This is a genomic window from Microbacterium sp. cx-59, assembly GCF_020805625.1.
In the GTDB taxonomy this organism is placed as follows: Bacteria; Actinomycetota; Actinomycetes; order Actinomycetales; family Microbacteriaceae; genus Microbacterium.
Map to the genome: position 1 here is coordinate 25727 of NZ_JAJHGO010000011.1, position 24344 is coordinate 50070.

Below are 24344 nucleotides of genomic sequence, written 5' to 3' on the forward strand. Positions count from 1 at the left end.
TCCGGATCAGAATCTGCCGCCACCGCGGCGGGAGCGGCCGCCCCCGCCGAAACTTCCGCCGCCGCTGCGTGAGCGCCCGCCGCCGAATCCGCTCCGCGACCCGCCGCCGAGCGATCCGCCGCCGAGTGACCCACCGCCGAATCCGCCCCCGCCGAATCCGCCGCCGAACCCGCTGCTGCGGCGGCCCCCGCCGAGGATCGAGCCGACGAGCAGGCCGCCCAGCATGGCGCCCATGTCCGAGCCGCCTCCGGTCGGGGCGAAACCGTCGACGTCGCCGCGGGCCGAGTCGATGGCGGATGCTGCGAGCTGGCTGGCCCGCTGCGCCGATTGCAGGGCGCGCTCGGCATCCGCCGACTGCTCCTGCCGTGCCTGGGCGAAGCTCGCTCCCGCCTCGGCGAGCCGCGTGCGGGCGGTCGCGCCGACGGCGCCGCGCCGCGCCGCGATGAAGTCCTCCGCGGCCGAGATCTGCGCCTGCGCCTGGGTCAGGGCAGGTCCGAGCAGCTGCCGGGCGCGTTCGGTGCGGGCGGCGGAGTCTTGCGCGGCGGCAAGCAGCGCGTCCAGTTCGGCGTCGGCCGTCTGCAGGCGCTGCAGCGCCGCGACGGGGTCGCTCGCGGCGCGGTCGGCGTCGGTCTCCGCGCGCGCCCCGGCAACGGCCGCCGCGAGGCGCCCGTCCGGGTCGGGCAGCGCGGCGGATGCGGCGATCTCCCGCTCGATCTCGGCGCGGAGGACGGGCACCTGCGCCGCCGCTGCGGTGAGCTGTTCGTCGAGCGTCCGCACGGCCTGCGCGAGACCCTGCGCCTGCGACAGCGCGTCTTCCGTGGCGCGCAGCGCGAGTGCCGCGGATCCGGTGTCGCCCGTAGCGAGGGCCGCACGGGCCGCGGTGAGCTGTTCGTCGGCGAAGCCGAGCCGGTGCTGCGCCTGTGCGACGTTGTCGGCGACGGTGACGAGCGCCGACCCGGCATAGGTCGCCTCGAGCCGCGCCAACCGGTCGGCCGCCGCGGGAAGGGCGTCGCCGGCGGCCGTGCGGAGCGCGCCGAGTCGCTCGATCGCGGCGGGCGCGTCGGCGCCGAGCCGGCGAAGCGCGGCGAACCGTTCGGACTGCTCTTCGAGCCGGCCGGTCGCCTGCGCGCAGAGCGCGAGCACCTCGGAGTGCCACGCCCGCACCTGTTCGTCGGAGTCGGCGACCTCGTCATCGAGCTTCTGGCGCAGAGAGAACGCGCGGTCGAGCTCGGCGCGGGAGGCGCTGAGGGCCGCCGTGAAATCGGCGGTGGCGGATGCGGGGAACTCGGCGGTCGCGAAGCCGAGCTCTTGCTCACCGGTGCGGATCGCGTCGTCGGTTTCGACGAGCGCTGCGGACGCGCGTCGGGCGAGGTCGGCGGTGCTCTCGGCCGGAGCCGAACCCGAGGCCGAACCCGAACCCGAAGTCGCACCCGCCGAGCCCGGCCGGCGACGGCGGCTGCGCACCACGAAGAAGATGACCACGGCCACGATTGCGACACCGGCGATGACCGCGATCACGACTCCCGCATCGACCCCGGAGGATCCGTCACCGGCACCCGAGCCGCCGGTGGCCGCATCCGTGATGCCGTCGGCGGCGGCGGCGATCGCGCCGTTCCAGTCTTGGTCACGCAGCTCCGGCAGCACGTTCTGCTGCTCGATGGTCGACAGTTGGTTCTCGTCGAGGGGGCCGGCGGCGTCGCCGGAGAGGTAGTACTGACCCGCGTCGACCGCGATCGCCAGCAGATACTGGTTGGTCCCGAGACCGTTCTGCTGGGCCGCGGCGTTCGCCCAGCCCTCCGCATCTGCGGGATTGCTGAACCGGTCGACGAAGACGACCCAGAGGTCCAGGCCCGTGTCGTCGGCGAGCTGGTCGAGGCGCACCTCGGCGGCGTCGATCTCGTCCGAGCCGAGCACGGCGGCTTCGTCGAGGACGTAGCCCGATTCGAGCGTGACCGGATCGGCGGCGGATGCGGGCGCCGCACCGAGGAGGACCACCGCGCAGACGGCGGCCAGGGCGAGACTCCCGCGCGCGCGCATCCGTTGCCTCCTCCGGGCACGAACGCGCCCCCGCGTGAAGTCTATGCAGTGGATCTTGTGTTCTGCCCGGGATGGCACGCACGCGGGTCGCTGCCGTCCTCGGGCGCTTCGCGTGGGTACGCTGACCCCCCGATGGACGACCGATACGGACACGATGTTCTCGCCGCGGGATGGCGCGCGAAGCACCAGCGCGAGCTCGCGCGGATCCCGGCCTCGCGCGATCTCCTGGTCGAGGTGGCGGAGGACGGCTACTGCGGCGCGGTGATGTCGGTGACGGGCGGGCTGGTGGAGCTCGAAGACCGGCACGGGCGCCGACGGATGTTCCCGCTCGGGCCTGGTTTCCTCGTCGACGGCGCCCCTGTCGTGCTCGTGGCGGCGCCGCCCGCCGCCGCTGGCGCCCCGAAGCGGACCGCATCCGGATCCTTCGCCGTCGCCGATGCGCGCGCCCGCGTCGCGCGACCGAGCCGGATCCTGGTCGAGGGGCGGCATGACGCCGAACTCGTGGAGAAGGTGTGGGGCGACGACCTGCGGGTCGAAGGCGTGGTGGTGGAGTATCTGCAGGGCGTCGATCTGCTCTCGGACCTACTGGATGCGGAGCCGCCGAACGCCGAGCGCCGGTACGGGGTACTGGTCGACCACCTGGTGACGGGGTCGAAGGAGGCCCGCATCGCGCAGGCGGTGGAGCGCGGCCGGCACGGCGCGCACGTGCGGATCGTCGGCCACCCGTACATCGACGTGTGGCAGTGCGTGACTCCGCAGGCGGTCGGCATCCGGGCGTGGCCCGAGGTGCCCCGCGGCACCGACTGGAAGACCGGCGTCTGCCGCGCGCTCGGCTGGCCGGCGCGAGACCAGGCGGACTTCGCCCGGGCCTGGCAGCGGATCCTCGCGTCGGTGCACTCCTACCGTGACCTGGAGCCCGCGCTGCTCGGACGCGTCGAGGAACTCATCGACTTCGTCACGGCCTGAGCGGGCGCCGAAAGGGCGTTCGGGGGCCGCGTGATCACGCGCAGCCCGCGCGCTGATTACGCTCGGAGGGTGACCGACCCCGCATCCGGCTCCTTCCGCGACCGTCCCGTCTCCTTCGTTCGGCGGAGCGGACGGATGACCGAAGCGCAGGATCGCGCGTGGAGCGAGCTCGCGCCCGCCCTCGTGCTCGACGTTGTGCGCGGGGAGGCGGTGACGAGCATCGCGCCCGGGGCCGAGATCGATCCGGAGGCGGTGTGGGGGCGCCGGGCGCCGCTCATCGTGGAGATCGGATCGGGTCAGGGGCACGCGATCATGCACGCCGCGACCACGCGACCGGATGCGGACTTCCTCGCGGTCGAGGTGTTCCGCGCCGGTCTTGCCCGCACGATGCTCGACGCCGAGCGCGCGGACGTGCGGAACCTGCGCCTGGTCGAGGCGAACGCGCCCGAGGTGCTCGCACACCTGCTGCCGGCGGCATCCGTCGATGAGCTGTGGATCTTCTTCCCCGACCCGTGGCACAAGAACAAGCACACCAAGCGGCGCCTCGTGCAGCCGGAGTTCGCCCCGCTGGCCGCGCGCGTCCTGCGCCCCGGGGGAACGCTGCGACTCGCGACGGACTGGGAGGACTACGCGGTGCAGATGCGCGACGTCCTCGACCGGGCGGACGATCTGACCCGCGGTTTCGAGGGGGACTGGGCGCCCCGGTTCGAGGGGCGAGTGCGGACGGCGTTCGAGCGCAAGGGCGAACGTGTCGGGCGCGCCATCCGAGACCTCGCGTACGTGCGGCCGGGGGCCTGAGGTGATCGCCGAACGCGAGCAGATCGCCGTCCGAGAGCTCCGGGTCGGCGCCGTCGTTCCCGCCCTCCTCACCTGCCTCGCCGCTCCGGCGTTCTTCGTGCTGCTCACCCCCTGGCTCGGCTGGCTGCTGCTCGCCGCGGGGCTGCTCACCGCGTGGGCGTGGGATCGACGCAGGCCGCAGAACCCGCTCGTGCCCGACGGGCCTCGGGCGCCGTCGCTTCTTCGCGACCTGTCGCTCATCGCGGCCGGGATGCTGATCGTGAGCGCCATCCCGCTCGCGGCCGAGCTCGACAACGTCGCGATGCTGCGATTCACGCTCGCGCTCGGCGGCGCCGTGGTGGTGCCCTATGCGATCTCGCGGTTCGTGTACCGCGATCGCGCCATCCGCTTCCCTTGGCGAGGAGGCGGGACGTGGACGCGCTTCCAGTGGGCGTGGCTCGCGGCGGTGCTGGTGCTGGGATGGGCGATTCTGCCGTTCTACTTCATCACCTCGGGCGTCTACCAGAACTGGCCCGTCGTCGACTCGCCCGAACTCATCGCGCGGCTGTTCGTCGGGGTGGGAGCGGTCGGGATCTGGGACGAACTGTTCTTCATCTGCACGGTCTTCGCCCTCCTGCGTCGGCACCTGCCGATGCCGGCCGCGAACGTTCTGCAGACGATCGTCTTCGTCTCCTTCCTCTGGGAGCTCGGCTACCGCGCGTGGGGTCCGGTGCTCACCATCCCCTTCGCATTGCTGCAAGGCTTCGTGTTCTTGCGCACCCGGTCGCTCGGCTATGTCGTGACCGTGCACCTGCTGTTCGACGCGGTCGTCTTCGCGGTGCTCGTGCACGCGCACAACCCGGGCCTGCTGGACGGCTGGTTCCTGGTCTGAGGTGCGGTCCGCCGGCGGATGCTGCGGCGGGGGAATCAGCCGGGCACGTGCTCGGTGAGGATACGGGTCAGCAGAAGCCGAGCTGTCAGCCCGCCCCCCGGTGTGTCGACGAGGGTGATTGCTCCGCCGTCGTGCTCCACGAGTTCGCGGGCGATCGCCAGCCCCAATCCGGAACCCCCGACCGTCGTGCTCCAGAAGCGATCGAACGCCCGCGCCCGGTCCTCCGCCGACATCCCCGGCCCGTGGTCGATCACCTCGATGAGCGCCCCCGAGGACAGAGTCGACTCGCGGATGGTCACGATGCCGCCGGCGGGACTTGCCCGGAGCGCGTTGTCGATGAGGTTGTCGAGCGCCTGCTCGAGATGGCCGGTCGTCGCGCGGACGTGTCGCTCTGCGGACGCCATCTCGACGACGATCCGGACACCCGCGTCCTCGGCGGATTCCGCCCAGAAGCGACCGCGCTCGCCGAGCACCGCACCGACGTCGATCGCGGCGGGTGCGCCCGACGGTGCTTGGCTTCGCGCCAGCGCGAGCAAGTCGGAGACGAGTCGACTGAGGCGACCGGATTCGCGCAGGGCGCGATCGACGGCGGCCTTGTCGTCCGGATCGTGCAGGCGATCGTGCAGGTTCTCAAGTCCCAGGCGGAGCGCGGTGAGCGGCGTTCGCAGCTGGTGCGACGCGTCCGCCGTGAACGCCTGCTGAGCGGAAAGGAGGACGTCGATCCGCCGGGCGGCTTCGTTGAGGGTGTCGGCGAGGCGTCGCATCTCCGGGGGACCCATCTCGTCGAGGTTCGCGCGGACCTTCACGTCGCCGTCGGAGATGCGGCCGGCCATCGCGTCCAGAAGCCGGAGCGGGCGCAGGATCGACGTCGCGACAACCGCGCTCACGATCACCGACAGCACGAGGACGATCGAACCCACGCCGAGCCGGAAGAGCCAGATGCTCTGCACCTGAGCATCCACCGGCGCACTCGGTACGGTCACCCGCACGGCACCGTCGACACGGCCCTCGTCGGTTGTGGCGGGAACGGTGACCTGGAGCCCCTTCTCACCCAGCACGGATTCGTCGAGGGATCGGACGCTCTCCTCGCCTGCCAGGGCCGCGTCGAAGTCCACGTCCTGGGCGCCGACGACCGCGCGCCCGAGGGCGGGTTCGCGGTCGGTGCCGATGAGTTCGACCCGTCCGGCGGTCTGGTCTTCGACCTCGTCGCGGAGCTGTACCAGCGCCAGTCGCGCGCCGCGCGCGGTGGCCTCGTCAGCTTCTGTCGCCGTCGCGAGGAGCACCGCGATCGTGCGTGCTTCTCTCAGGGCGACCTCGCGCTGGCCGTCGCGCAGCAGTTGACTGAGATTCAGCCCGACCGGCAACGTGAACGCGATGAGGGCGATCGTGACGATCACCAGGTACGACGTGACGAGCCTACGGCGCATCGGCGCGCTCCACTCGGAAACCGACCCCCCGAACGGTCGTGATCACGACGTCCGGTCCGAGCTTCTGGCGGAGCGCCGACACGTGCACGTCAAGGGTGCGTGTCGAGCCGAACCAGTGGCTGTCCCATACCTCGTCGATGAGTGACTCGCGGGTGAGCACCGAACCCGCGCGGCGGGTGAGCGCGACGAGGAGGTCGAACTCCTTGGGGGCGAGTGCCACCTCGCCGTCGCCTCGTCGCACTCGTCGCGCAGCGACGTCGATCGATACGGTGCCCACGTCGATGGGCGGGGGTGCGACCTCGTCGCGTGTGCCGCCCATCGCCGGGGCATCGCCCGCGTGGCGGCGGGTCACCGCACGGATCCGTGCCACGATCTCGCGCACGCCGAACGGCTTGGCGACGTAGTCGTCGGCGCCTACTTCGAGTCCCGCGACCGTGTCGACCTCATCGCCCCGTGCGGTGATCACGATGATGGGCACGTTCGACACGGCGCGAAGCTGGCGGCACACGTCGAGTCCGTCCATATCGGGCAGCCCGAGGTCGAGCAGGATGAGGTCGGGAGGAGCGGCGGCGAGCGCCTCCCTCCCGGTCATCACCCACTCGACCTCGTAGCCGTACCGCGTGAGACCCTCGCGAAGCGAGTCGGCGATGGATGGATCGTCTTCCACGATCAGAACAAGCACGACAGATGGTCTCACCCTCTTCTGGGCGTGCGGCGGACGGGGCGGATCGAGGAGAGGGGACGACGAGCGCCTACTCCGCGGACGGCTCTTTCGACGAGTGGTGTTCGACGATCAACCACTCGCCGTCGACCTCCTGGTAGACGAACGTGAACCGGGCCGGCACGACGTCCCCGGTCGCGCCCATCGTGAAGGTGTAGAGGCCGGAGTGGGAGACGAATCCGTCCCCGAGATCGCGAACCACACCCTCGGTGATCTCCCCGGAAGGTTCGTTCTGAAGGAACCCCTCGAAGTACTCGAGGCGTTCCTCGGGGGTGTCGTGGATGCCGGGGGCCACCGTCGGCAGAAGCACCGCATCCTCGGCGTAATACTCGTTCACCTGTTCCGGGTCTCCCGTGGCGAGCGCGGTGTTCCACTCCTCGAACAGCGCCTGCACCTCGGAGTCGGTCGGCGCCGTCGCGGCCGTCGCGGCGGGAGCGGCCTCCGCCGCGGTGGCGGCGCAGCCCGTCAACGCGAACACTCCGGCGACGGGCAGAGCGAGCAGGGGGAGTGCGGAGCGGTGTCGTCGAGGCATGATTCGTTCCTTCGCGTAAGGGCCGGTTCTCCGGCCGACGGTGAGCGTGAATCCAGCCTCGTGAATCGACCGTCATCACCCGGTCAGGAGAACGTCAAGGGTTGGTCAGCATCCCGTTCACGCGCCTCCGGTGCGTCTCGTGCGGGCCGCGTTCACCGGGCGGCGGGGCGGGGCATGGCATGATCCTCCAGTGACGGATCGCCGCATCCGCACGCTTCGTGAGCGCCGCTGGCGCGGAAAGGATCCCGTGACCGCCACCGGCTCGTCCCGCCCGACGACGGACGCACGCACCGGCCGCCTCCCCGCCGCCCTGTCCCGGGCGCGCGCGGGAGTCGTCACCTGGTTCGACGATGTGATCCGCCCCGACCCCCGGGTCCGCCCCGTCACTCGACGCGATCTCGTCGGCGTGACGTGGATCTGGGTGATCGGTCGGGTGCTGAGCCTCGCGATGCTCGCGATCTGGTACGGATTCTCGAAAGCGTTCTCGTGGAGTTTCGGCGCGCAGGGGCTGCCCGTGGGCGACTTCCTGTCGTTCCTCACCGCGTGGGATGCGGATCGCTACGGACGGATCTCCCGGATCGGGTACCCGGCGGAGCTCCCGGTCGACACGACCGGCGCCGTGTTCCCGAACGACTGGGCGTTCATGCCGATCTTCCCGGTGCTCGAACGGTGGGTCTCGGATGCGACGGGGTGGGGGTGGCAGCTCAGCGGGGTGCTGCTCGGCATCCTGTTCAGCGCCGGTGCCACGATCATGCTCTTCCTGCTGCTTCGCGCCGTGACGGCGCCGAGCCAGGCGCGGTGGGCGGTCATCCTGTTCAGCTTCGGTCCGCTGTCGTTCATCTTCATGGTGGCCTACGCCGAGTCGCTGTTCCTCTTCCTGCTCTTCCTGGGACTGTGGCTCGCGGTGCGTCGCCGTTACGCCTGGATCGCCCCGGTCGGGGTGCTCGCCGCGTACACCCGCCCGGGCGCGCTGGTGCTCGCCCTGGCGCTCGGCATCGTGTTCCTCGTGCGCTGGGCACGCCACCGTATCGATCCGTTCCCACGCGGCCAGGTCATCGGCCTGATCGTCGCCGGTGTCTCGATCGCCGCCGCGGGCCTGTCGTGGTCGTGGATCGTGGAGATCACGACCGATCTGCCGCACGCATACGTGCTGACCGAGACGTCCTGGTGGCGTCCGTTCCTCGGGCCGGTGCAATTCGTTCCGCTGACGCCCTGGTTCCTGTTCGCCTGGAACTTCCTCGGGGTCTTCGGCATCCTGATCGTGCTGGCCGTCATCGCCGCGTTCGCCCTGTTCGTCTGGTCGAAGCCGTTCCGGCGCCTGGGGCTCGTGATCGGCGTCTACACCGTGAGCTACGGGCTGTACCTCTTCGCGGTGTTCCTGCCGCAGCAGAGCCTGTTCCGGCTCCTCCTGCCGGTGGCGCCGCTCCTCGGCCACGAGAAGCTCAGCTCGTCGCGGGCCTGGCGGCGGGTGACGCTCGGCACCGCCATCGGATCCCAGCTCCTGGCGACCCTCGTCCTCTGGACCGTCGGCTATCCGTAACGCGGCCCCGACCCGCCCCGCGTGCTCGGCGGCCGCTCGCGGATGCTAATCTCGATCGGTACGCCTCCGTAGCTCAGTGGATAGAGCGCCGGTTTCCGGTACCGTAGGTCGCTGGTTCGACTCCAGTCGGGGGCACACGCGAAAATCCCAGGTCATGCCTGGGATTTTCTGCATTCTGCCCCGTGCTTGCGCGCACAGGCGGGGCGCGCGGGCGTTCCGCGGGGCGTGAGGAACCGCATCCGACCTACTCTGCGCGGAGCGGTCTGGCAAGCGCCGATGGCAGATGGGCCGCGTTCGTAGGGTGGCTGGCACAGCCCCCATTGGAAGAGGTTCGCCGTGCCATCCACATCCTCCCGCGGAGTCGCGGTCGTCACCGGCGGAACGGCGGGCCTCGGCCGCGCCACCGCACGCGAACTCGCCGGCCGGGGGTGGAACGTCGCCGTGCTCGCTCGCGGGCAGGACGGCATCGACGGAACCGTCGCCGACATCGAGAAGATCGGCCAGCGCGGCTACGGCGTATCGGTCGACGTGGCCGACGCCACGGCGGTCGAGGCCGCCGCGGAAGAGATCGAGCGCGAACTCGGGCCCATCGACCTGTGGGTCAACAACGCGATGACCGGCACGATCTCGGAGTTCCTCGACACCGATCGGGCCGACTTCGAACGGGCTACAGCCGTCACGTACTTCGGCGTCGTCAACGGCACCCGCGCCGCGCTCCGCCGGATGGTGCCCCGCCAGCGCGGGCAGGTCATCCAGATCGGTTCGGCCCTGGCGCACCGCGGCATCCCCCTGCAGTCGGCGTACTGCGGCGCGAAGCACGCCATCCACGGGTTCACCGACTCGGTTGTCGCCGAACTCACGCACGGCAAGGTCCCCGTCGCCGTCTCGATCGTCGACATGCCGGCCCTGAACACCGTGCAGTTCGGGTGGGTCAAGTCGACGTTCTCCGACCACCCGCAGCCCGTCCCGCCGATCTACCAGCCCGAGGTCGGTGCGCGCGCGATCGCGGACGTGGCCGATACCCCGCGGCGGCGCACCTGGGTGGGCGAGTCGACCGTCGGCCTCGTGCTCGGCACGCGCTTCGCCGGCCGCTTCATGGACTGGTACCTCGCCAAGAACGCCTACGAGGGTCAGCTGGCCCCCGATCACCACGAACCCATGATGGCGCCGAACCTCTACGAGCCGGTTCCCGGAGATCATGGCGCGCACGGCGTCTTCTCGGCCGAAGCGCGAGGCGGCAGCGTGCAGACGTGGGCGATCCGCCACCGCCGGGCCCTGAGCGTCACGGGAGCGGCGGCCGCCGCCCTCGGGGCGGCGACCGGATGGCGGGTTCTCGCGGCCCGCCGCTGAGGCATCCGCAGATTTCGACACCCGCCCCCTTCCGAGAAAGGATGACGTATGGCTCGCAACGTGAGGATCCTGGCCTGCACCCCGGAGGATGTCTTCCGGGTCTTCGACAACGGGTGGTTGTTCCCGGTGTGGGTGGTCGGCGCGTCCCGGATGCGGGACGTTTCCGGCGACTGGCCGGCCGTCGGTTCCCGGCTTCACCATTCGTTCGGGGTCTGGCCGGCTCTCATCGATGACGTCACCGAGGTGCTCGAGTACGAGGCCGGACGACGCTTCGTGCTCCGCGCCAAGGGGTGGCCGATGGGGGAGGCGCGCGTCGCGATCGACGTGAAGGCGCACGGCGAGAAGACCCTCGTCCGCATCCAGGAGGAAGCGGTGGCGGGGCCGGGGGCGTGGATCCCCGGGCCGCTGCTCGACATCCCGCTCCGCTGGCGCAACGCCGAGACGCTGCACCGACTCGCCTACCTGGCCGAGGGCATCCCCGCCCATTCGGTCGGGGCGAGCACCGCCGACCGAGAGATCTCGGAGACGGCGGAAGACGACTCGCCCGCACCCCGCGGGGAAGGCGCGTCGACGTCGTGACGGCGGAACTCGATGTCGTGGTCGTCGGCAGCGGGCCGAACGGGATGGCCGCCGCCGTGACCCTCGCCCGCGCGGGGCTCCAGGTGCGCGTGTACGAACGGTCGGACCACGCGGGCGGGGGCGCGGCCACCCGGGAGCTGACCCTGCCCGGATTCCTGCACGACGTGTGCTCCGCGGTGCATCCGCTGGCGTTCGAGTCGCGGTTCTTCCGGGAGTTCGCGCTGGCCTCGCGCGTCGAGTTCGCCGTGCCCGACATCTCCTACGCGCACCCGTTGGACGGCGGCCGCGCGGTCGTCGCCTACCGTGATCTCGGCCGGACGGCGGCCGAGCTCGGCGTCGACGGGCCCGCCTATGCGCGCGTGATGGCGCCGCTGGCCCGGCACTCCGCATCCGTCGCCGACTTCACCGGCGGTTCGCTGCTGCGCGTGCCCGGCGACCCGGTCACCGCCCTCCGCTTCGGCCTGCGCGCGCTCGAGCAGGGCTCGCCGCTGTGGAACCTGCGCTTCCGCGAAGAGAACGCGCCCGCGCTGATGACCGGCGTTGCGGCGCACACGATTCTGCGCCAGCCGAGCATCGCCGGGGCGGGCGGCGGTCTGGCGCTCGCCGCCTACGGACACGCGCGCGGATGGCCGGTGCCCATCGGCGGCAGTGGGGCCATCATCGACGCGATGGCCGACGACCTGCGCGCCCACGGCGGCGAGATCGTCACGGGGCACGAGGTGCGGTCGCTCGCCGAGCTGCCGCCCGCGCGCGCGGTGCTGCTCGACGTCACTCCCGACGCACTGATCCGGATGGCGGGCGACGCGATCCCGACCCCCTATCGGGCCGCGCTCGAACGCTTCCGCTACGGCGGCGGGGTCGCGAAGGTCGACTTCGCGCTCTCCGACCCCGTGCCGTGGGCGAATGCGTCGCTCCGCCGCACCGCGACGGTGCACGTCGGCGGTACGCGGGCGGAGGTCGCCGCATCCGAGAACGCGGTCTCGGCGGGGCGCCTGAGCGAGGCCCCTTACGTGCTCGTCACGCAGCCGTCCCTTTTCGATTCCGGGCGGGCCCCGGGAGATGCCCACACGCTGTGGGCCTACACGCACGTGCCGGCAGGGTCCCCCGCCGATCGCGAGGAGGCCATCGTCCGTCAGATCGAGCGGTTCGCGCCCGGATTCCGCGACACGATCCTCGCGTCGCACTCGCGCAACGCCGTCGAGATATCTCGCGACAACCCCAACTACCCGGGCGGCGACATCTCCGCGGGCGCCCCCAGCCTGCTCCAACTGCTGCGCCGGCCGACGCTGAGCCCGGACCCGTGGCGCACCCCCATGAAGGGCGTCTACCTCTGCTCGGCGTCGACGAGTCCCGGGCCGGGTGTGCACGGACTAGGGGGTTGGTGGGCGGCGCGGAGTGCGCTCCGGCACGAGTTCGGCACCCGATTCCTGCCCGACCTCTCACCGGTCTGACGCCCTGCGCAGGGCTCAGGATGCGGGGGCGAGGCTCGCCAGGGCACGCGCGAGGCGCTCGGCGAGATACGCGTGTCCGGCCGTCGTCGGGTGGTTGCGGCCGATCTCGCCGGTGTCGATGATCCACCCGTAGTCGGCCGGGCTGATCCACTGCTCCGTGACGGGTGAGATGTACGCCCACCCGCGCGATGCCGCGAGCCCCGCCAGGGTGCGGTCGATGCGGGCGGTCGCGTCTTCCACCGGCAGCACCTGCGGGGCGGGCCCGAGGATCACGATCGGAGTCGACGGGTACCGCGCGGTCAGGGCGTCCCAGGCGGCGCCGACCGCATCCGCGTAGCCCTCCGCCGGCTCGCGGCGGTCGTTGATCGAACCCTGCACGACGATCAGGTCGGGATCCAGGTCCGGGTCGAGCCGCGCGATGCGCTCGCCGAACGTGCCGATGCCCTCGAGTCCCGGCACGAGGTAGCCGCTGCCGCGCACCCCGTCGACGATCGTCTCGCCGCGGATGAGCCCGGCCACGACGTAGGCGTAGCCGTCGGTGGGTACGGTCGCTGCCGAACCGTAGGTCCAGGAGTCGCCGAACACGAGCACGCGGGGGTTCTCCGGAAGCACCAGCGGGGCCACCGCGAGGGCCTCGGCGGGAACGGCTTCGGCGCGGCCGACCGTCGCGTCGCTCGCCGCCCACGGGTGCCAGAGCGCGAGGGCGCACACGACGGCGATGGCCGCCGCGAACCCGCTCAGCGCGACGAGGGAACGTCGAGCGCGGGCGCGGGAGGGGCGGGCCATGCGACGAGCGTACGACGTGCGGCGCGCCCGGCGTCACGCGTCCGTCACGCCTCGACTCCGAACCGACTTCTCGGCGTGCGAGGATGACTCGGTGGAACGCGCTGTGACCGCTGAAATGGATCTCGAACTCGGGTCGTCGGTCGACCTCATCTTCCAGATCACGGCGGCCCAGACCATGCCCGTGACGAGCGAGCAGTTGACCTTCCGTCAGGGCGAGCGCATCTACACGCCGACCGAGATCGTCGACCAGTCCGGAAGCCGGCTGCACCGCTTCACGGCGGAGCCGGGCCTGCTCGAGGTCCGCTACGACGCGACCGTGTCGGGGCGTGCTGCGCCGGCTCGGGGGAGCGATCTGGAGACCATCACCTACCTGCGGCCGAGCAGGTACTGCCAGTCCGATGAGGTGTTCGCGCAGGCGCGGCGCCAGTTCCGGGGGCTCGAGGGCTTTGCGCTGCTCGATGCCGTCTCCGACTTCGTCGCGACGAGTGTGACCTACACGCCGGGGCTGAGTCTCGGCACCGACAGCGCGGTCACCACTCTCATGACCGGGCAGGGCGTCTGCCGCGACTACGCGCACGTCGTCATCGCGCTGCTCCGGGCGATGGACGTGCCCGCGCGCTACGCCGCATGCTTCGCCCCCGGACTCGACCCGATGGACTTCCACGCGGTGGCCGAGGCCTACCTCGACGGCGCCTGGTACGTCATCGATGCCACCCGTCTCGCGCCCCGCGACTCGCTCGTGCGCATCGCCACCGGCCGCGACGCGGCGGACTGCGCGTTCCTCAGCTACCACGGTGGAAACGTGGGCCTCGAGCGTCTGCACGTCGACGCCTGGCAGACGGATGCGGTCACCGCATCCGTCTCCGACGACCCGCACGCGCCCGTCCAGCTCACCTGACCCGCGCGTCCCTTTGTGACCGCGAGACGGGATCGGGGCGCCGAGACCGGGGGGTTACCCCACGGTCTCGGCGCGGAGATCCCGGCTCGCGGGGGAGGTGGTGCGGGGGGGGCGGGGCGTGCGGGGGGTGGGCCCCCTGGTTGCTCGGCGCGAAGATCCCGTCTCGCGGGGAAGGGGAGGGCGGCGGCGCGAACGTAGAATGGGCGGGCTATGGATCCCGAACAGCTCTCCGCCGCCCTGCTCGCCGTCGTCGCCCCGCTCGCCGAGGCGCGACGCCCCGGCGCCGCCGCCGAGCTGTCGGTCTCCGACATCGTCCTCGATCGTCCGAAGAACCGGGACCACGGCGACTGGTCCTCGAACATCGCGCTGAAGCTCGCGAAGTCCCTCGGCGCGAACCCGCGTGAGTTCGCAGCCGAGATCGCCGGGCCCCTCGCGGACGTCGCCGGCATCGCGGCGGTCGACGTCGCCGGTCCCGGATTCATCAACATCCGTCTGGATGCGGCGGCCGCCGGTGCGCTCGCGAAGGTCATCGTCGAGGCGGGCGCTGCGTTCGGCACGAACTCGTCGCAGCGGGGCAACACCATCAACCTCGAGTTCGTGAGCGCGAACCCCACGGGACCGCTGCACATCGGCCACACGCGCTGGGCGGCGCTCGGCGATGCGATCGCTCGGCTGCTGCTCGCGAGCGGCGCGACCCTCGTGCGGGAGTTCTACATCAACGACGCGGGCGCGCAGATGGAGCGCTTCGGGCGCTCCGTGCTCGCCGCCGCGCTCGGGCAGCCCATCCCCGAGGACGGCTACGCGGGCGAGTACATCCAGACGCTGGGCGCACGGGTGCGCGATCTGCCCGTCGAGGGAACCCCGGGCGGACTCGTCGAGCTCGACCCGGCCGCGCAGCTCGCCTTCGTCACCGAGCGCGCGTACGAGCTGCAGCTCGGTGAGATCCAGGCCTCGCTCGAGCGGTTCAACGTGCACTTCGACGTCTGGTTCTCCGAGCGCGTGCTGCACGCGGCGGGAGCGGCCGGAGAACCGAGCCTCGTCGACGAGGCGGTCGAGCGACTCCGCGTCCAGGGCCACGTGTTCGACGACGAGGGTGCCGTGTGGGTGCGCACCACCGACTTCGGCGACGACAAGGACCGTGTCATCCGCCGCTCGAACGGCGAGTACACCTACTTCGCCGCCGATGCGGCGTACTACCTGAATAAGGGAGACCGCGGCTTCGCGCACAAGATCTACCTGCTCGGAGCCGACCACCACGGCTACGTGCACCGCCTCAAGGCGCTCGCGGGCGCGGCGGGAGATGACCCCGAAAAGGACATCGAGGTGCTGATCGGCCAGCTCGTCTCGATCAACGGCGCGAAGCTGTCCAAGCGCGCGGGCAACATCATCGAGCTCGATGACCTGCAGTCTTGGCTCGGCACCGACGCCCTCCGCTACTCGCTGGGCCGCTATCCGGCCGATTCGCCGCTCACGCTCGATCCCGAGATCCTGCAGAAGCGCACGAACGACAATCCGGTCTTCTACGTGCAGTACGCCCACGCCCGTACGCACAACGTCGCCCGGAACGCCGCCGCATCCGGGATCGATCGGAGCGCCTTCGCTCCCGAGGCGCTCACGCACGAGACCGAATCCGCGCTGCTCGGCGCGCTGCAGGAGTTCCCGCGTCTGGTGGCGTTCGCCGCCGACGTGCGCGAGCCGCACCGCATCGCCCGCTACCTCGAGGAGCTCGCCGGCCTGTACCACCGCTGGTACGACAGCTGCCGGGTGATCCCCCTCGGCGACGAGCAGCCGACCGATCTGCACCGCACGCGGCTCTGGCTCAACGACGCCACCGGTCAGGTGCTGCGCAACGGTCTCGACCTGCTCGGCGTGAGCGCGCCCGAACGGATGTGAGCGGGCGATGAGCGCCGACACGCAGCCCACCGAACCGTTCCCCTCGGAGTGGCGCGAGCAGCCGGTCGCTCGTCGTCGTCATCGCCGGTGGCCGTGGCTCGTCGCGATCCTCGTCGTGCTCGCCCTGATCGTCGCCGCGTTCTTCGCGGGGGAGTGGATCGCCCGCGACCTCATCACGAAGGGCGTGCAGCAGCAGGTGGTCTCGCGCCTCGCTCTGCCGGCGGATCAGGAGGTGGATGTCGACATCCCCGGTTCCGTGCTCTTCCAGCTCGCCGCGGGCACGATCGACGAGGTGCGGCTGTCTTCCGACGACGTCACGGTCGGCGACGTGAGCGGTGACATCTCGGTGGATCTTCGCCAGGTGAAGATCTGGGACGGGCCCACGATGGCGGATGGTGCCGCGACCGTCACTCTCGACGAGCAGCAGGTGCGCTCGCTCCTCGCGACGGTCGACGGGCTGCCCGCGGAATCCGTGGGTCTGGCCGCTCCGAACGTCACCGCCTCGACCGAGCTGTCGCTCTTCGGTGCGGCGATCCCGCTGCAGATCGCACTCACTCCCTCCGCGGCCGACGGCGACCTGGTGCTCAGCCCCGCCGCGCTGCAGCTCGCGGGCGCCGACATCACCGCCGACGGTGTGCGCGAACGGTTCGGCGCGCTCGCCGACCCCCTCCTGCAGGGATGGCGGGTGTGCATCGCGCAGTATCTGCCCGCGGGCGTGCCGTTGCAGGCGGTGCGGGTGGAGGGTTCCGTACTCGTGGCGGACTTCGCGGTCGACGGCACTCTGCTGACGGATGCGGGTCAACGCGCCAAGGGCACCTGCGCCTGAGCGACGCTGGTAGCGTCGGCCGGATGAGTTCCGACCTCTACGTCTTCACCGCTGACCCGGCCGACCTCGATCGCGATCTCGTGCACCGCTGGCTGAGCGAGCAGGCCTACTGGGCGCTCGGGCGTCCGCGGGAGATGCAGGACGCGGCGATGGATGCATCGCGCAACTACGGGGTGCGTCGACGCGACACGGGCGCGCAGGTCGCGTTCGCGCGGATCGTCACCGACAACGCGACCTTCGCGTGGCTCTGCGACGTGTTCGTCGACCCGGCGGAACGGGGCAACGGCGTGGGCAAGATGCTGGTTCGCGGAGCGCTGGCCGACATCGAGCCCCTGCACCTTCGCCGCACATTGCTCGCGACCGCCGACGCGCACGGCCTCTACGCCGCCAACGGGTTCACGGCGCTCGCCGCTCCCGATCGGATGATGGAGCGACGCATCGGTCTCTGACCGATGCGGACGGCCGCGATGCGTGCCCGCATGACGGGTGCGGCATAGGCCGTGCCCTAGACTCGACTCACTCGCGACGGCGTGTCGCGGCGGCACCCGTGGCCGGACCCGATCACGTCGTCTCTGCAGCCACCACCGATTGGGTATCCCCGTGTCCGCTTCGTCGTCCCGGCCCGTTGTGCCGGCGTGGCTCGAAGTCCCGACCGACCCGAACGACCTCGCGGCGGGCGTCTGGCCGCACTCGTCGCGGCGTCGTCCGGAGGGCGAACTGGAGATCGCGGGCGTTTCCGTGGGGGAGCTCGCAGCGACCTACGGCACGCCCCTATATGTGCTCGACGAGGACGAGGTGCGCACCCGCGCCCGGCGCACGCGTGCCGCGTTCGAGGCCGCGGCCGCGCGGCACGGCACGGAGGCTCGCGTCTACTACGCGGGCAAGGCGTTCCTCTCGACCGAGGTCGTGCGTTGGGTCATGGGCGAGGGATTGACGGTCGACGTCTGCAGTGCCGGCGAACTGGCCGTCGCGCTCGCCGGCGGTGCGTCCCCCGACCGGCTCGGCTACCACGGCAACAACAAGAGTGCCGCGCAGCTGCGCCGCGCCGTCGACATCGGCATCGGATCGATCGTCGTCGACAGCCTCGACGAGATCTCCCGGCTCGCGCAGATCACGGCAGGTCGCCAGAGCGGTCAGCCCGTCCTCATCCGGGTCAACACCGGCATCCACGCCGAGACCCACGACTTCCTCGCGACCGCCCACGAAGACCAGAAGTTCGGGTTCTCCCCGGATGCGGCGCGCGTGGCCGCTGCGCGCGTGCGCGAGGTGCCGGGGCTCGAGCTGATCGGCCTGCACTGCCACATCGGGTCGCAGATCTTCGGCGCCGCGGGCTTCGCCGCATCCGCCGAGCGACTCGTCGCGCTGCACGCTGAGCTTCTGGCCGGCGGAGACCTTCCCGTGCTGAACCTCGGCGGCGGCTTCGGCATCGCGTACACGCGGGTCGACGAGCCGGCGGTCATCGAAGAGCTCGCCGACGCGATCGTGGATGCGGTCGCCGCCGCCTGCGCGGCGCACGGCATCGCGCTTCCGCGCCTCGCGTTCGAGCCCGGTCGCTCGATCGTCGGGCCGGCGGGGGTGACGCTGTACGAGATCGGAACGGTCAAGCCGGTCGCGCTCGGCGGCGACACCACGCGCACCTACGTGAGCGTCGACGGCGGAATGAGCGACAACGCGCGCCCGGCCCTGTACGGCGCGCAGTACTCCGCGCGCCTGGCATCGCGTGCGGGAGCCGGGGACCCGGAGCTCGTCCGCGTCGTGGGGTCGCACTGCGAATCCGGCGACATCGTGGTCGACGCCGAGTACCTCCCGGGTGATGTCGCCCCCGGCGATCTGCTGGCCGTTCCCGCCACGGGCGCCTACTGCTTCTCGCTCTCCAGCAACTACAACTACGCACCGAGGCCCGCTGTGGTCGCGGTGCGCGAAGGACGCGCACGGGTCATCGTCCGCGGCGAGACGGTCGATGACCTCCTCGCCCGCGACGCCGGCGCGACCGTCACGAAAGGTGAGGCATGACCGACTACCGCCATCTGCGCGTCGCGCTCCTGGGCGCCGGAGCCGTCGGCTCGCAGGTCGCCGCGCTGCTGCTCAAGCACGGCGACGAGCTCGCCGACCGCGCGGGCGCGAGCCTGCAACTGGCCGGCATCGCCGTCCGGAATCTCGACGCACCCCGCGATACCGACCTCCCGGAAGAGCTGTTCACGACGGACGCGGAGTCCCTCATCGTCGGCGCCGACATCGTGATCGAGTTGATCGGCGGCATCGAGCCCGCCCGCACCCACCTCCTTCAGGCCATCAACTCGGGCGCCGATGTCGTGACGGCGAACAAGGCACTGCTGGCGACCCACGGCCCGGAGATCTTCGACGCCGCCGACCAGGTGGGCGCGCAGGTCTACTACGAGGCAGCCGCCGCCGGCGCCATCCCGATCATCCGCCCGCTCCGCGACTCGCTCGCCGGGGACCGCGTGCAGCGGATCATGGGCATCGTCAACGGCACGACGAACTACATCCTCGACCGGATGGACACCGAGGGCGCTGCGTTCGACGAGGTGCTCGCGCAGGCGCAGGCGCTCGGCTACGCCGAATCCGACCCGACGGCCGACGTCGAGGGGTACGACGCCGCGCAGAAGGCCGCGATTCTCGCGTCTCTGGCCTTCCACACGGCCGTCCCGCTCGAGGCCGTGCACCGCGAGGGCATCACCGAGATCACGACGACGATGATGGATGCGGCCCGCCGTGCCGGCTACGTCATCAAGCTCCTGGCCGTCTGCGAACGCCTCAGCGGGCACGAATCCCCGACGGGCGAGGCCATCTCGGTGCGCGTCTACCCGGCCCTGGTTCCCCGCGAGCACCCGCTGGCGAGCGTGCACGGCGCGAACAACGCGGTCTTCGTCGAAGCCGAGGCCGCCGGCAGCCTGATGTTCTACGGCGCGGGCGCCGGGGGAGTGCAGACCGCATCCGCCGTTCTCGGCGATGTCGTCTCGGCCGCGCGCCGGCACATCGCGGGCGGCGTGGGCGTCGGAGAGTCGACGCGGGCGAACCTGCCCGTGCTCGAGATCGGGCACGCGGTGACGCAGTACCAGATCACGCTCGAGGTCGACGACAAGCAGGGTGTGCTCGCGACCATCGCGACCACGCTGAGCGAGGGTCGCGTATCCATCGCGACCGTGGAGCAGACCGTCATCGCCGATGACGGAGAGGCCGGGGCGCGCGCGCGACTGGTCATCGGAACGCACAAAGCACGCGAGCAGGACCTCAGCGACACCGTGGCGCGACTCGCTCAGAGCGACGTCGTCGAACGGGTCGTGTCGGTGCTGCGCGTGGAAGGGAACTGACATGGCACACGTCTGGCGCGGAGTCCTCCGTGAATACGCGGACCGTCTCGGTGTGACCGAGAACTCGACGGTCGTCACCCTCGGCGAGGGCGGCACGCCGCTCCTGCCCGCCCCCGCCCTGTCGCGCCTGACGGGTGCCGACGTCTGGGTCAAGTTCGAGGGAATGAACCCGACCGGATCCTTCAAGGACCGCGGGATGACGGTCGCCCTCTCGCGGGCCGTCGAGCACGGAGCGAAGGCCGTGATCTGCGCGTCGACGGGCAACACGTCCGCATCCGCCGCCGCGTACGCCGCCCACGCCGGAATCACCGCGGCGGTCCTCGTGCCCGAGGGCAAGATCGCGATGGGCAAGCTGAGCCAGGCCGTCGCGCACGGCGGTCGGCTGATCCAGATCCGTGGAAACTTCGACGACTGCCTCGAGATCGCCCGTGAGCTCGCCGACCACTACCCGGTGCACCTGGTGAACTCGGTGAACCCCGACCGGATCGACGGGCAGAAGACCGCCGCGTACGAGATCGTCGAGCAGCTCGGCGACGCGCCCGACTTCCACTTCATCCCGGTCGGCAACGCGGGCAACTACACCGCGTACACGCGCGGCTACCGCGAAGAGCTCGAGCGCGGCGTCTCCACGACGATCCCGCGGATGTTCGGCCTCCAGGCCGCCGGTTCCGCGCCTCTCGTCCGCGGCGAGATCGTGAAGAACCCGGAGACGGTGGCCAGCGCCATCCGGATCGGCAACCCCGCCTCCTGGCACCTCGCTCTGGAAGCGCGCGACGCGACGGACGGGTGGTTCGGTGCCATCGAAGACGACCGCATCCTCGCCGCGCAGAAGCTGCTCTCGGAGCAGGTCGGCATCTTCGTGGAACCGGCATCCGCCATCTCGGTCGCCGGGCTGCTCGACCGGGCCGAGGCGGGTCTCATCCCCGCCGGTGCGCGCGTCGTTCTGACCGTCACCGGCCACGGCCTAAAGGACCCGCAGTGGGCACTCCGCCAGCCCGACGGCTCGGACGTGACCCCGACGGTCGTCGACGCCGAGGTCTCCGAGGTCGCATCCGTGCTCGAACTCGCCCCGGAGACCGGGGCGTGACCACAACCCTGGGCCGCAGCGTCTCGGTGCGGGTTCCCGCCACGAGCGCCAATCTCGGCCCGGGATTCGACACGCTGGGCCTCGCACTCAGCGTGTACGACGAGCTCGAGGTGACCGCTGCGCCCGAGGCGGTGCTCGAGATCGAGGTCGAGGGTGCGGGCGCCGAGGCGGTGCCGCGCGATGCGTCGCACCTGGTCGTCCGAGCGATCGCGTACGCGTTCGAGGCCGCCGACCGTCCGCTTCCCGGACTCATCCTGCGGGCGCGGAACGTCATTCCGCACGGGCGGGGGATGGGCTCCTCCGGTGCGGCCGTCGTCTCGGGACTGCTGGCGGCGCAGGGGCTGCTCGCCGGTGACGTCGACTTCGGCCCGGACACACTGCTGCGCCTCGCGACCGAGCTCGAAGGGCACCCCGACAACGTCGCCCCGGCACTCTTCGGCGGTCTCACGATCGCCTGGGTCGACGAAGGCGGACCGCAGCACAAGAAGCTCCTCGTGCACCGCGGCGTCTCCCCGATCGTGTTCGTGCCCGAGTTCACGATGTCGACCTCGGTTGCGCGCGGGCTGCAGCCCGCACAGTTCTCGCGCGAGGACGCCGTCTTCAACGTGTCGCGGTCGGCTCTGCTGATCGCCGCACTCACCCAGAGTCCTGAACTCCTGATGGCCGCAACGGAAGACAAGCTGCATCAGAGCTACCGGGCGGCGGCCATGCCGGAGACCGACCGGCTCGTGCAGGCGCTGCGTCGCGCGGGCTTCGCCGCGGTCGTCTCGGGAGCCGGACCCAGCGTGCTGGTGCTCGCCGACGGGCCCGGCCGGCGTCTCGAAGCGGCCGAGCTGGCGGCCTCGATCACGGACACTCCGTGGGAGGCGCTCATGCTCGCCGTCGACTTCAAGGGTGGTACAGTGAGGGACAACGCGGAGGGTGCCACGTAACCAGCGTGTATCTGGCCTCCGTCGCAATCTGCGAACCACCGCGTGATCCCCTGCATCCGTCCTGAGACGCGTCCTTACGACCGTGTCGAAGACAGCTCCGAGTGAGCGCCGGACGCGGGCGGACGTCTGTCCATCGGACGTTTTGAGTGGTCACGTGCATCGACTCGTATCACAAGGGAGTACTCGTGGAGTCTGTCTCCGAGATCCAGTCCACCGAACCGAACACCGACACCGCATCCGCCTCGGACGCCGTCGACACGGTCACCGCCTCGGCTGAGGCTCCGGCCACGGCCGACGTCGCGACCGAGCCGGCCGCTGCCGAGCCGGTGAAGGCGCCGCGCAAGCGTGCGCCGCGCCGCGCGAAGAGCGCCGACGTCGCCGAGAAGGCAGCCGCGGATGCAGCTGCCGCCGAGGCTGCTGCCGCCGAGGCCGAAGCTGCGGCAGCGGCCGACGCGGAAGCCGCCGCCGATGCTGCGGCCGAAACCGACGCCACCGCGGTCGCTCCCGCAGAGGGGAACGCGGCCGACGCTGCCGAGCCAGTCGTCGCAGAAGCCGCCGTCGCCGAAGCCGGTGCCGACGCACCGGTCGACAGCGCGCCGGCCGACGCCGCGTCCGACGAGGCCGTCGAGGCGCCTGCTGCCCGCAAGCCCCCTCGCCGCACCCGCAAGCCGAAGGTCGCCGCTGAGCCGGCCGCCGACGAGACCCCCGCGTCCGACGCGGCATCGTCCGTCGCGGCCGACGCGCCCGTCTCGGAGGCCCCGGTCGCCGATGCAGCGGACGCTGCCACGGCAGAGGCGCCGACCGCGCAGGCTCCGGCCGCCGCGTCCGACGTCGCCGGTGAGAACACCAACGACAGCGACAGCGCCAACGACAACGGCGACGACACGGAGCAGCCCAGTCGCAGCCGTAGCCGTAGCCGCAACCGGAACCGCAACCGCCGTGAGAGCGGAGAGGCGCGCCAGAACGGCGAGGCCGCTCCGGCCCGCGAGGCCCGCCAGGCTCCTCAGGTGCAGAACGCGCCGGCGGCCGCCGCATCCGACGACGACGACTCGCAGGCCGGTGGCCGCGGACGTCAGCGCAACAAGCGTCGCGGCCAGGCCCAGAACGACGAGTTCGACACCGAGATCGGCGAGGACGACGTCCTCATCCCGATCGCGGGTGTGCTCGACGTGCTCGACAACTACGCCTTCGTGCGCACGACGGGCTACCTGCCCGGCCAGAGCGACGTCTACGTCTCGCTCGGTCAGGTCAAGAAGTACAACCTCCGCAAGGGTGACGCCGTCGTGGGCGCGATCAAGCAGCCGCGTGAGGGCGAGCAGTCCGGGCGCCAGAAGTACAACGCGCTCGTGAAGGTCGACTCGATCAACGGGCTCTCCGTCGAAGACGCTGCCGAGCGCGTCGAGTTCGGCCAGCTGACGCCCCTCTACCCGCAGGAGCGTCTGCGTCTCGAGACGGGTCACGAGAAGCTCACGCAGCGCATCATCGATCTCGTCGCCCCGATCGGCAAGGGACAGCGCGGCCTGATCGTCGCCCCGCCGAAGGCGGGCAAGACCATCGTGCTGCAGCAGATCGCCAACGCGATCGCGACGAACAACCCCGAGGTCCACCTCATGGTCGTGCTCGTCGACGAGCGGCCCGAAGAGGTCACCGACATGCAGCGCACCGTCAAGGGCGAGGTCATCGCCTCGACCTTCGACCGCCCCGCAGAAGACCACACCACGGTCGCCGAACTCGCCATCGAGCGCGCCAAGCGTCTCGTCGAGCTCGGTCGCGACGTCGTCGTGCTGCTCGACTCGATCACCCGCCTCGGCCGCGCGTACAACGTCACCGCGCCCACCAGCGGCCGCGTGCTCTCGGGCGGCGTTGACGCGTCGGCGCTGTACCCGCCCAAGCGGTTCTTCGGCGCGGCGCGCAACATCGAGAACGGCGGATCGCTCACGATCCTCGCGACCGCGCTCGTGGAGACCGGGTCCAAGATGGACGACGTCATCTTCGAGGAGTTCAAGGGCACCGGCAACAGTGAACTGCGTCTGTCGCGCCAGCTGGCCGACAAGCGCATCTTCCCGGCGGTCGACGTGAACGCGTCGAGCACCCGACGCGAAGAGATGCTGCTCTCGGCCGACGAGGTCAAGATCACCTGGAAGCTCCGCCGCGCGCTCGCGGGCCTCGACCCCCAGCAGGCGCTGGAAGTCGTGCTCGGCAAGCTCAAGGAGACGCAGTCGAACGTCGAGTTCCTCGTGCAGATGCAGAAGTCGATGCCGGCGCCCACCGCCGGTGGTCACTCGCACGGGCACGAGAACAGCATCCGCTGACCGGTC

At 71.2% G+C, this 24344-nt stretch carries 21 protein-coding genes and 1 tRNA gene; 17 read left to right on the top strand and 5 right to left on the bottom strand.

The genetic code is table 11. The features are described 5' to 3' along the window. Positions 1-6: 6 nt before the first annotated feature. Positions 7-2037 (bottom strand): TPM domain-containing protein, encoded by a 2031-nt coding sequence (locus LMI96_RS15095; protein WP_228362080.1) that lies wholly within the window; start codon positions 2035-2037, stop codon positions 7-9. A 132-nt stretch (positions 2038-2169) separates the two neighbouring features. Here LMI96_RS15095 and LMI96_RS15100 point away from each other — a divergent pair, with 132 nt between their 5' ends. From LMI96_RS15100 to LMI96_RS15110, 3 genes are all read left to right on the top strand, one after another. After that, positions 2170-3003 carry a DUF3097 family protein gene (locus LMI96_RS15100; protein ID WP_228362081.1) on the top strand — a complete coding sequence of 278 codons (834 nt, stop codon included), beginning with the start codon at positions 2170-2172 and terminating at the stop codon, positions 3001-3003. Positions 3004-3138: 135 nt separating this feature from the next. Beyond that, positions 3139-3801, top strand: coding sequence for a tRNA (guanosine(46)-N7)-methyltransferase TrmB (gene trmB, locus LMI96_RS15105; RefSeq protein WP_223723566.1), 663 nt, complete (start codon positions 3139-3141; stop codon positions 3799-3801). Position 3802: 1 nt separating this feature from the next. Further along, entirely contained in the window at positions 3803-4672 is an 870-nt protein-coding gene (locus LMI96_RS15110; protein ID WP_223723508.1) for a CPBP family intramembrane glutamic endopeptidase, read from the top strand. A 35-nt stretch (positions 4673-4707) separates the two neighbouring features. Here the strand turns inward: LMI96_RS15110 and LMI96_RS15115 are convergent, their stop codons facing one another. The 3 genes from LMI96_RS15115 to LMI96_RS15125 all read right to left on the bottom strand — a co-directional run bounded on the left by LMI96_RS15115 (position 4708) and on the right by LMI96_RS15125 (position 7352). After that, positions 4708-6099 (bottom strand): HAMP domain-containing sensor histidine kinase, encoded by a 1392-nt coding sequence (locus LMI96_RS15115; RefSeq protein WP_228362082.1) that lies wholly within the window; start codon positions 6097-6099, stop codon positions 4708-4710. Further along, a complete protein-coding gene (locus LMI96_RS15120) occupies positions 6089-6781 on the bottom strand; it encodes a response regulator transcription factor (RefSeq protein WP_308015781.1) in 693 nt (230 codons plus the stop codon). The genes LMI96_RS15115 and LMI96_RS15120 overlap by 11 nt, the downstream gene beginning before the upstream one ends. A gap of 70 nt (positions 6782-6851) precedes the next feature. Next, on the bottom strand, positions 6852-7352 hold the full coding sequence (locus LMI96_RS15125; protein WP_228362084.1) for an SgcJ/EcaC family oxidoreductase: 501 nt from the start codon (positions 7350-7352) through the stop codon (positions 6852-6854). A 190-nt stretch (positions 7353-7542) separates the two neighbouring features. On the opposite strand from LMI96_RS15125, the gene LMI96_RS15130 reads away from it, so the two are divergent. The 5 genes from LMI96_RS15130 to LMI96_RS15150 all read left to right on the top strand — a co-directional run bounded on the left by LMI96_RS15130 (position 7543) and on the right by LMI96_RS15150 (position 12272). Continuing rightward, a complete protein-coding gene (locus LMI96_RS15130; RefSeq protein WP_228362085.1) occupies positions 7543-8892 on the top strand; it encodes a hypothetical protein in 1350 nt (449 codons plus the stop codon). A gap of 62 nt (positions 8893-8954) precedes the next feature. Next, positions 8955-9027, top strand: a tRNA-Arg gene (locus LMI96_RS15135). A gap of 201 nt (positions 9028-9228) precedes the next feature. Then, positions 9229-10242 (top strand): SDR family oxidoreductase, encoded by a 1014-nt coding sequence (locus tag LMI96_RS15140; RefSeq protein WP_228362086.1) that lies wholly within the window; start codon positions 9229-9231, stop codon positions 10240-10242. Between the two features lie 48 nt (positions 10243-10290). After that, complete coding sequence (locus tag LMI96_RS15145) at positions 10291-10821, top strand: SRPBCC domain-containing protein (RefSeq protein WP_223723502.1); 531 nt, start codon at positions 10291-10293, stop codon at positions 10819-10821. Then, positions 10818-12272 (top strand): NAD(P)/FAD-dependent oxidoreductase, encoded by a 1455-nt coding sequence (locus tag LMI96_RS15150; RefSeq protein ID WP_223723501.1) that lies wholly within the window; start codon positions 10818-10820, stop codon positions 12270-12272. The genes LMI96_RS15145 and LMI96_RS15150 overlap by 4 nt, the downstream gene beginning before the upstream one ends. Before the next feature lie 15 nt (positions 12273-12287). Here LMI96_RS15150 and LMI96_RS15155 read toward each other — a convergent pair whose 3' ends face one another. After that, positions 12288-13058: an SGNH/GDSL hydrolase family protein gene (locus LMI96_RS15155; RefSeq protein ID WP_223723500.1), complete on the bottom strand. Its 771-nt coding sequence runs from the start codon at positions 13056-13058 to the stop codon at positions 12288-12290. Between the two features lie 91 nt (positions 13059-13149). On the opposite strand from LMI96_RS15155, the gene LMI96_RS15160 reads away from it, so the two are divergent. From LMI96_RS15160 to rho, 9 genes are all read left to right on the top strand, one after another. Next, the gene (locus LMI96_RS15160) at positions 13150-13956 is read left to right on the top strand and encodes a transglutaminase family protein (RefSeq protein ID WP_223723499.1); all 807 of its coding nucleotides are present in this window, start codon (positions 13150-13152) and stop codon (positions 13954-13956) included. 210 nt (positions 13957-14166) lie between these two features. Beyond that, entirely contained in the window at positions 14167-15849 is a 1683-nt protein-coding gene (locus LMI96_RS15165) for an arginine--tRNA ligase (RefSeq protein ID WP_228362087.1), read from the top strand. 7 nt (positions 15850-15856) lie between these two features. Beyond that, complete coding sequence (locus LMI96_RS15170) at positions 15857-16675, top strand: DUF2993 domain-containing protein (protein WP_228362088.1); 819 nt, start codon at positions 15857-15859, stop codon at positions 16673-16675. A 23-nt stretch (positions 16676-16698) separates the two neighbouring features. Further along, positions 16699-17124, top strand: coding sequence for a GNAT family N-acetyltransferase (locus tag LMI96_RS15175; protein WP_228362089.1), 426 nt, complete (start codon positions 16699-16701; stop codon positions 17122-17124). Positions 17125-17275: 151 nt separating this feature from the next. Next, complete coding sequence (gene lysA / locus LMI96_RS15180; RefSeq protein ID WP_223723338.1) at positions 17276-18688, top strand: diaminopimelate decarboxylase; 1413 nt, start codon at positions 17276-17278, stop codon at positions 18686-18688. Beyond that, the gene (locus tag LMI96_RS15185) at positions 18685-20007 is read left to right on the top strand and encodes a homoserine dehydrogenase (protein ID WP_223723339.1); all 1323 of its coding nucleotides are present in this window, start codon (positions 18685-18687) and stop codon (positions 20005-20007) included. Before lysA ends, LMI96_RS15185 begins: the two co-directional genes overlap by 4 nt. Position 20008: 1 nt before the next feature. Beyond that, positions 20009-21094: a threonine synthase gene (thrC, locus tag LMI96_RS15190; RefSeq protein WP_223723340.1), complete on the top strand. Its 1086-nt coding sequence runs from the start codon at positions 20009-20011 to the stop codon at positions 21092-21094. Then, positions 21091-22026, top strand: coding sequence for a homoserine kinase (gene thrB, locus LMI96_RS15195; RefSeq protein WP_228362090.1), 936 nt, complete (start codon positions 21091-21093; stop codon positions 22024-22026). The genes thrC and thrB overlap by 4 nt, the downstream gene beginning before the upstream one ends. Positions 22027-22211: 185 nt before the next feature. Beyond that, positions 22212-24338, top strand: a complete 2127-nt coding sequence (gene rho, locus LMI96_RS15200) for a transcription termination factor Rho (RefSeq protein ID WP_228362091.1) — start codon at positions 22212-22214, stop codon at positions 24336-24338. Positions 24339-24344: the final 6 nt, after the last annotated feature.

Coding starts and splice junctions, on each gene's coding strand:
- LMI96_RS15185 (WP_223723339.1), top strand. CDS start 18,685: ATGACCGACTACCGCCATCTGCGCGTCGCGCTCCTGGGCGCCGGAGCC.
- LMI96_RS15165 (WP_228362087.1), top strand. CDS start 14,167: ATGGATCCCGAACAGCTCTCCGCCGCCCTGCTCGCCGTCGTCGCCCCG.
- LMI96_RS15170 (WP_228362088.1), top strand. CDS start 15,857: ATGAGCGCCGACACGCAGCCCACCGAACCGTTCCCCTCGGAGTGGCGC.
- LMI96_RS15100 (WP_228362081.1), top strand. CDS start 2,170: ATGGACGACCGATACGGACACGATGTTCTCGCCGCGGGATGGCGCGCG.
- LMI96_RS15095 (WP_228362080.1), bottom strand. CDS start 2,037: ATGCGCGCGCGCGGGAGTCTCGCCCTGGCCGCCGTCTGCGCGGTGGTC.
- LMI96_RS15145 (WP_223723502.1), top strand. CDS start 10,291: ATGGCTCGCAACGTGAGGATCCTGGCCTGCACCCCGGAGGATGTCTTC.
- LMI96_RS15155 (WP_223723500.1), bottom strand. CDS start 13,058: ATGGCCCGCCCCTCCCGCGCCCGCGCTCGACGTTCCCTCGTCGCGCTG.
- thrC (WP_223723340.1), top strand. CDS start 20,009: ATGGCACACGTCTGGCGCGGAGTCCTCCGTGAATACGCGGACCGTCTC.
- LMI96_RS15125 (WP_228362084.1), bottom strand. CDS start 7,352: ATGCCTCGACGACACCGCTCCGCACTCCCCCTGCTCGCTCTGCCCGTC.
- LMI96_RS15175 (WP_228362089.1), top strand. CDS start 16,699: ATGAGTTCCGACCTCTACGTCTTCACCGCTGACCCGGCCGACCTCGAT.
- trmB (WP_223723566.1), top strand. CDS start 3,139: ATGACCGAAGCGCAGGATCGCGCGTGGAGCGAGCTCGCGCCCGCCCTC.
- LMI96_RS15115 (WP_228362082.1), bottom strand. CDS start 6,099: ATGCGCCGTAGGCTCGTCACGTCGTACCTGGTGATCGTCACGATCGCC.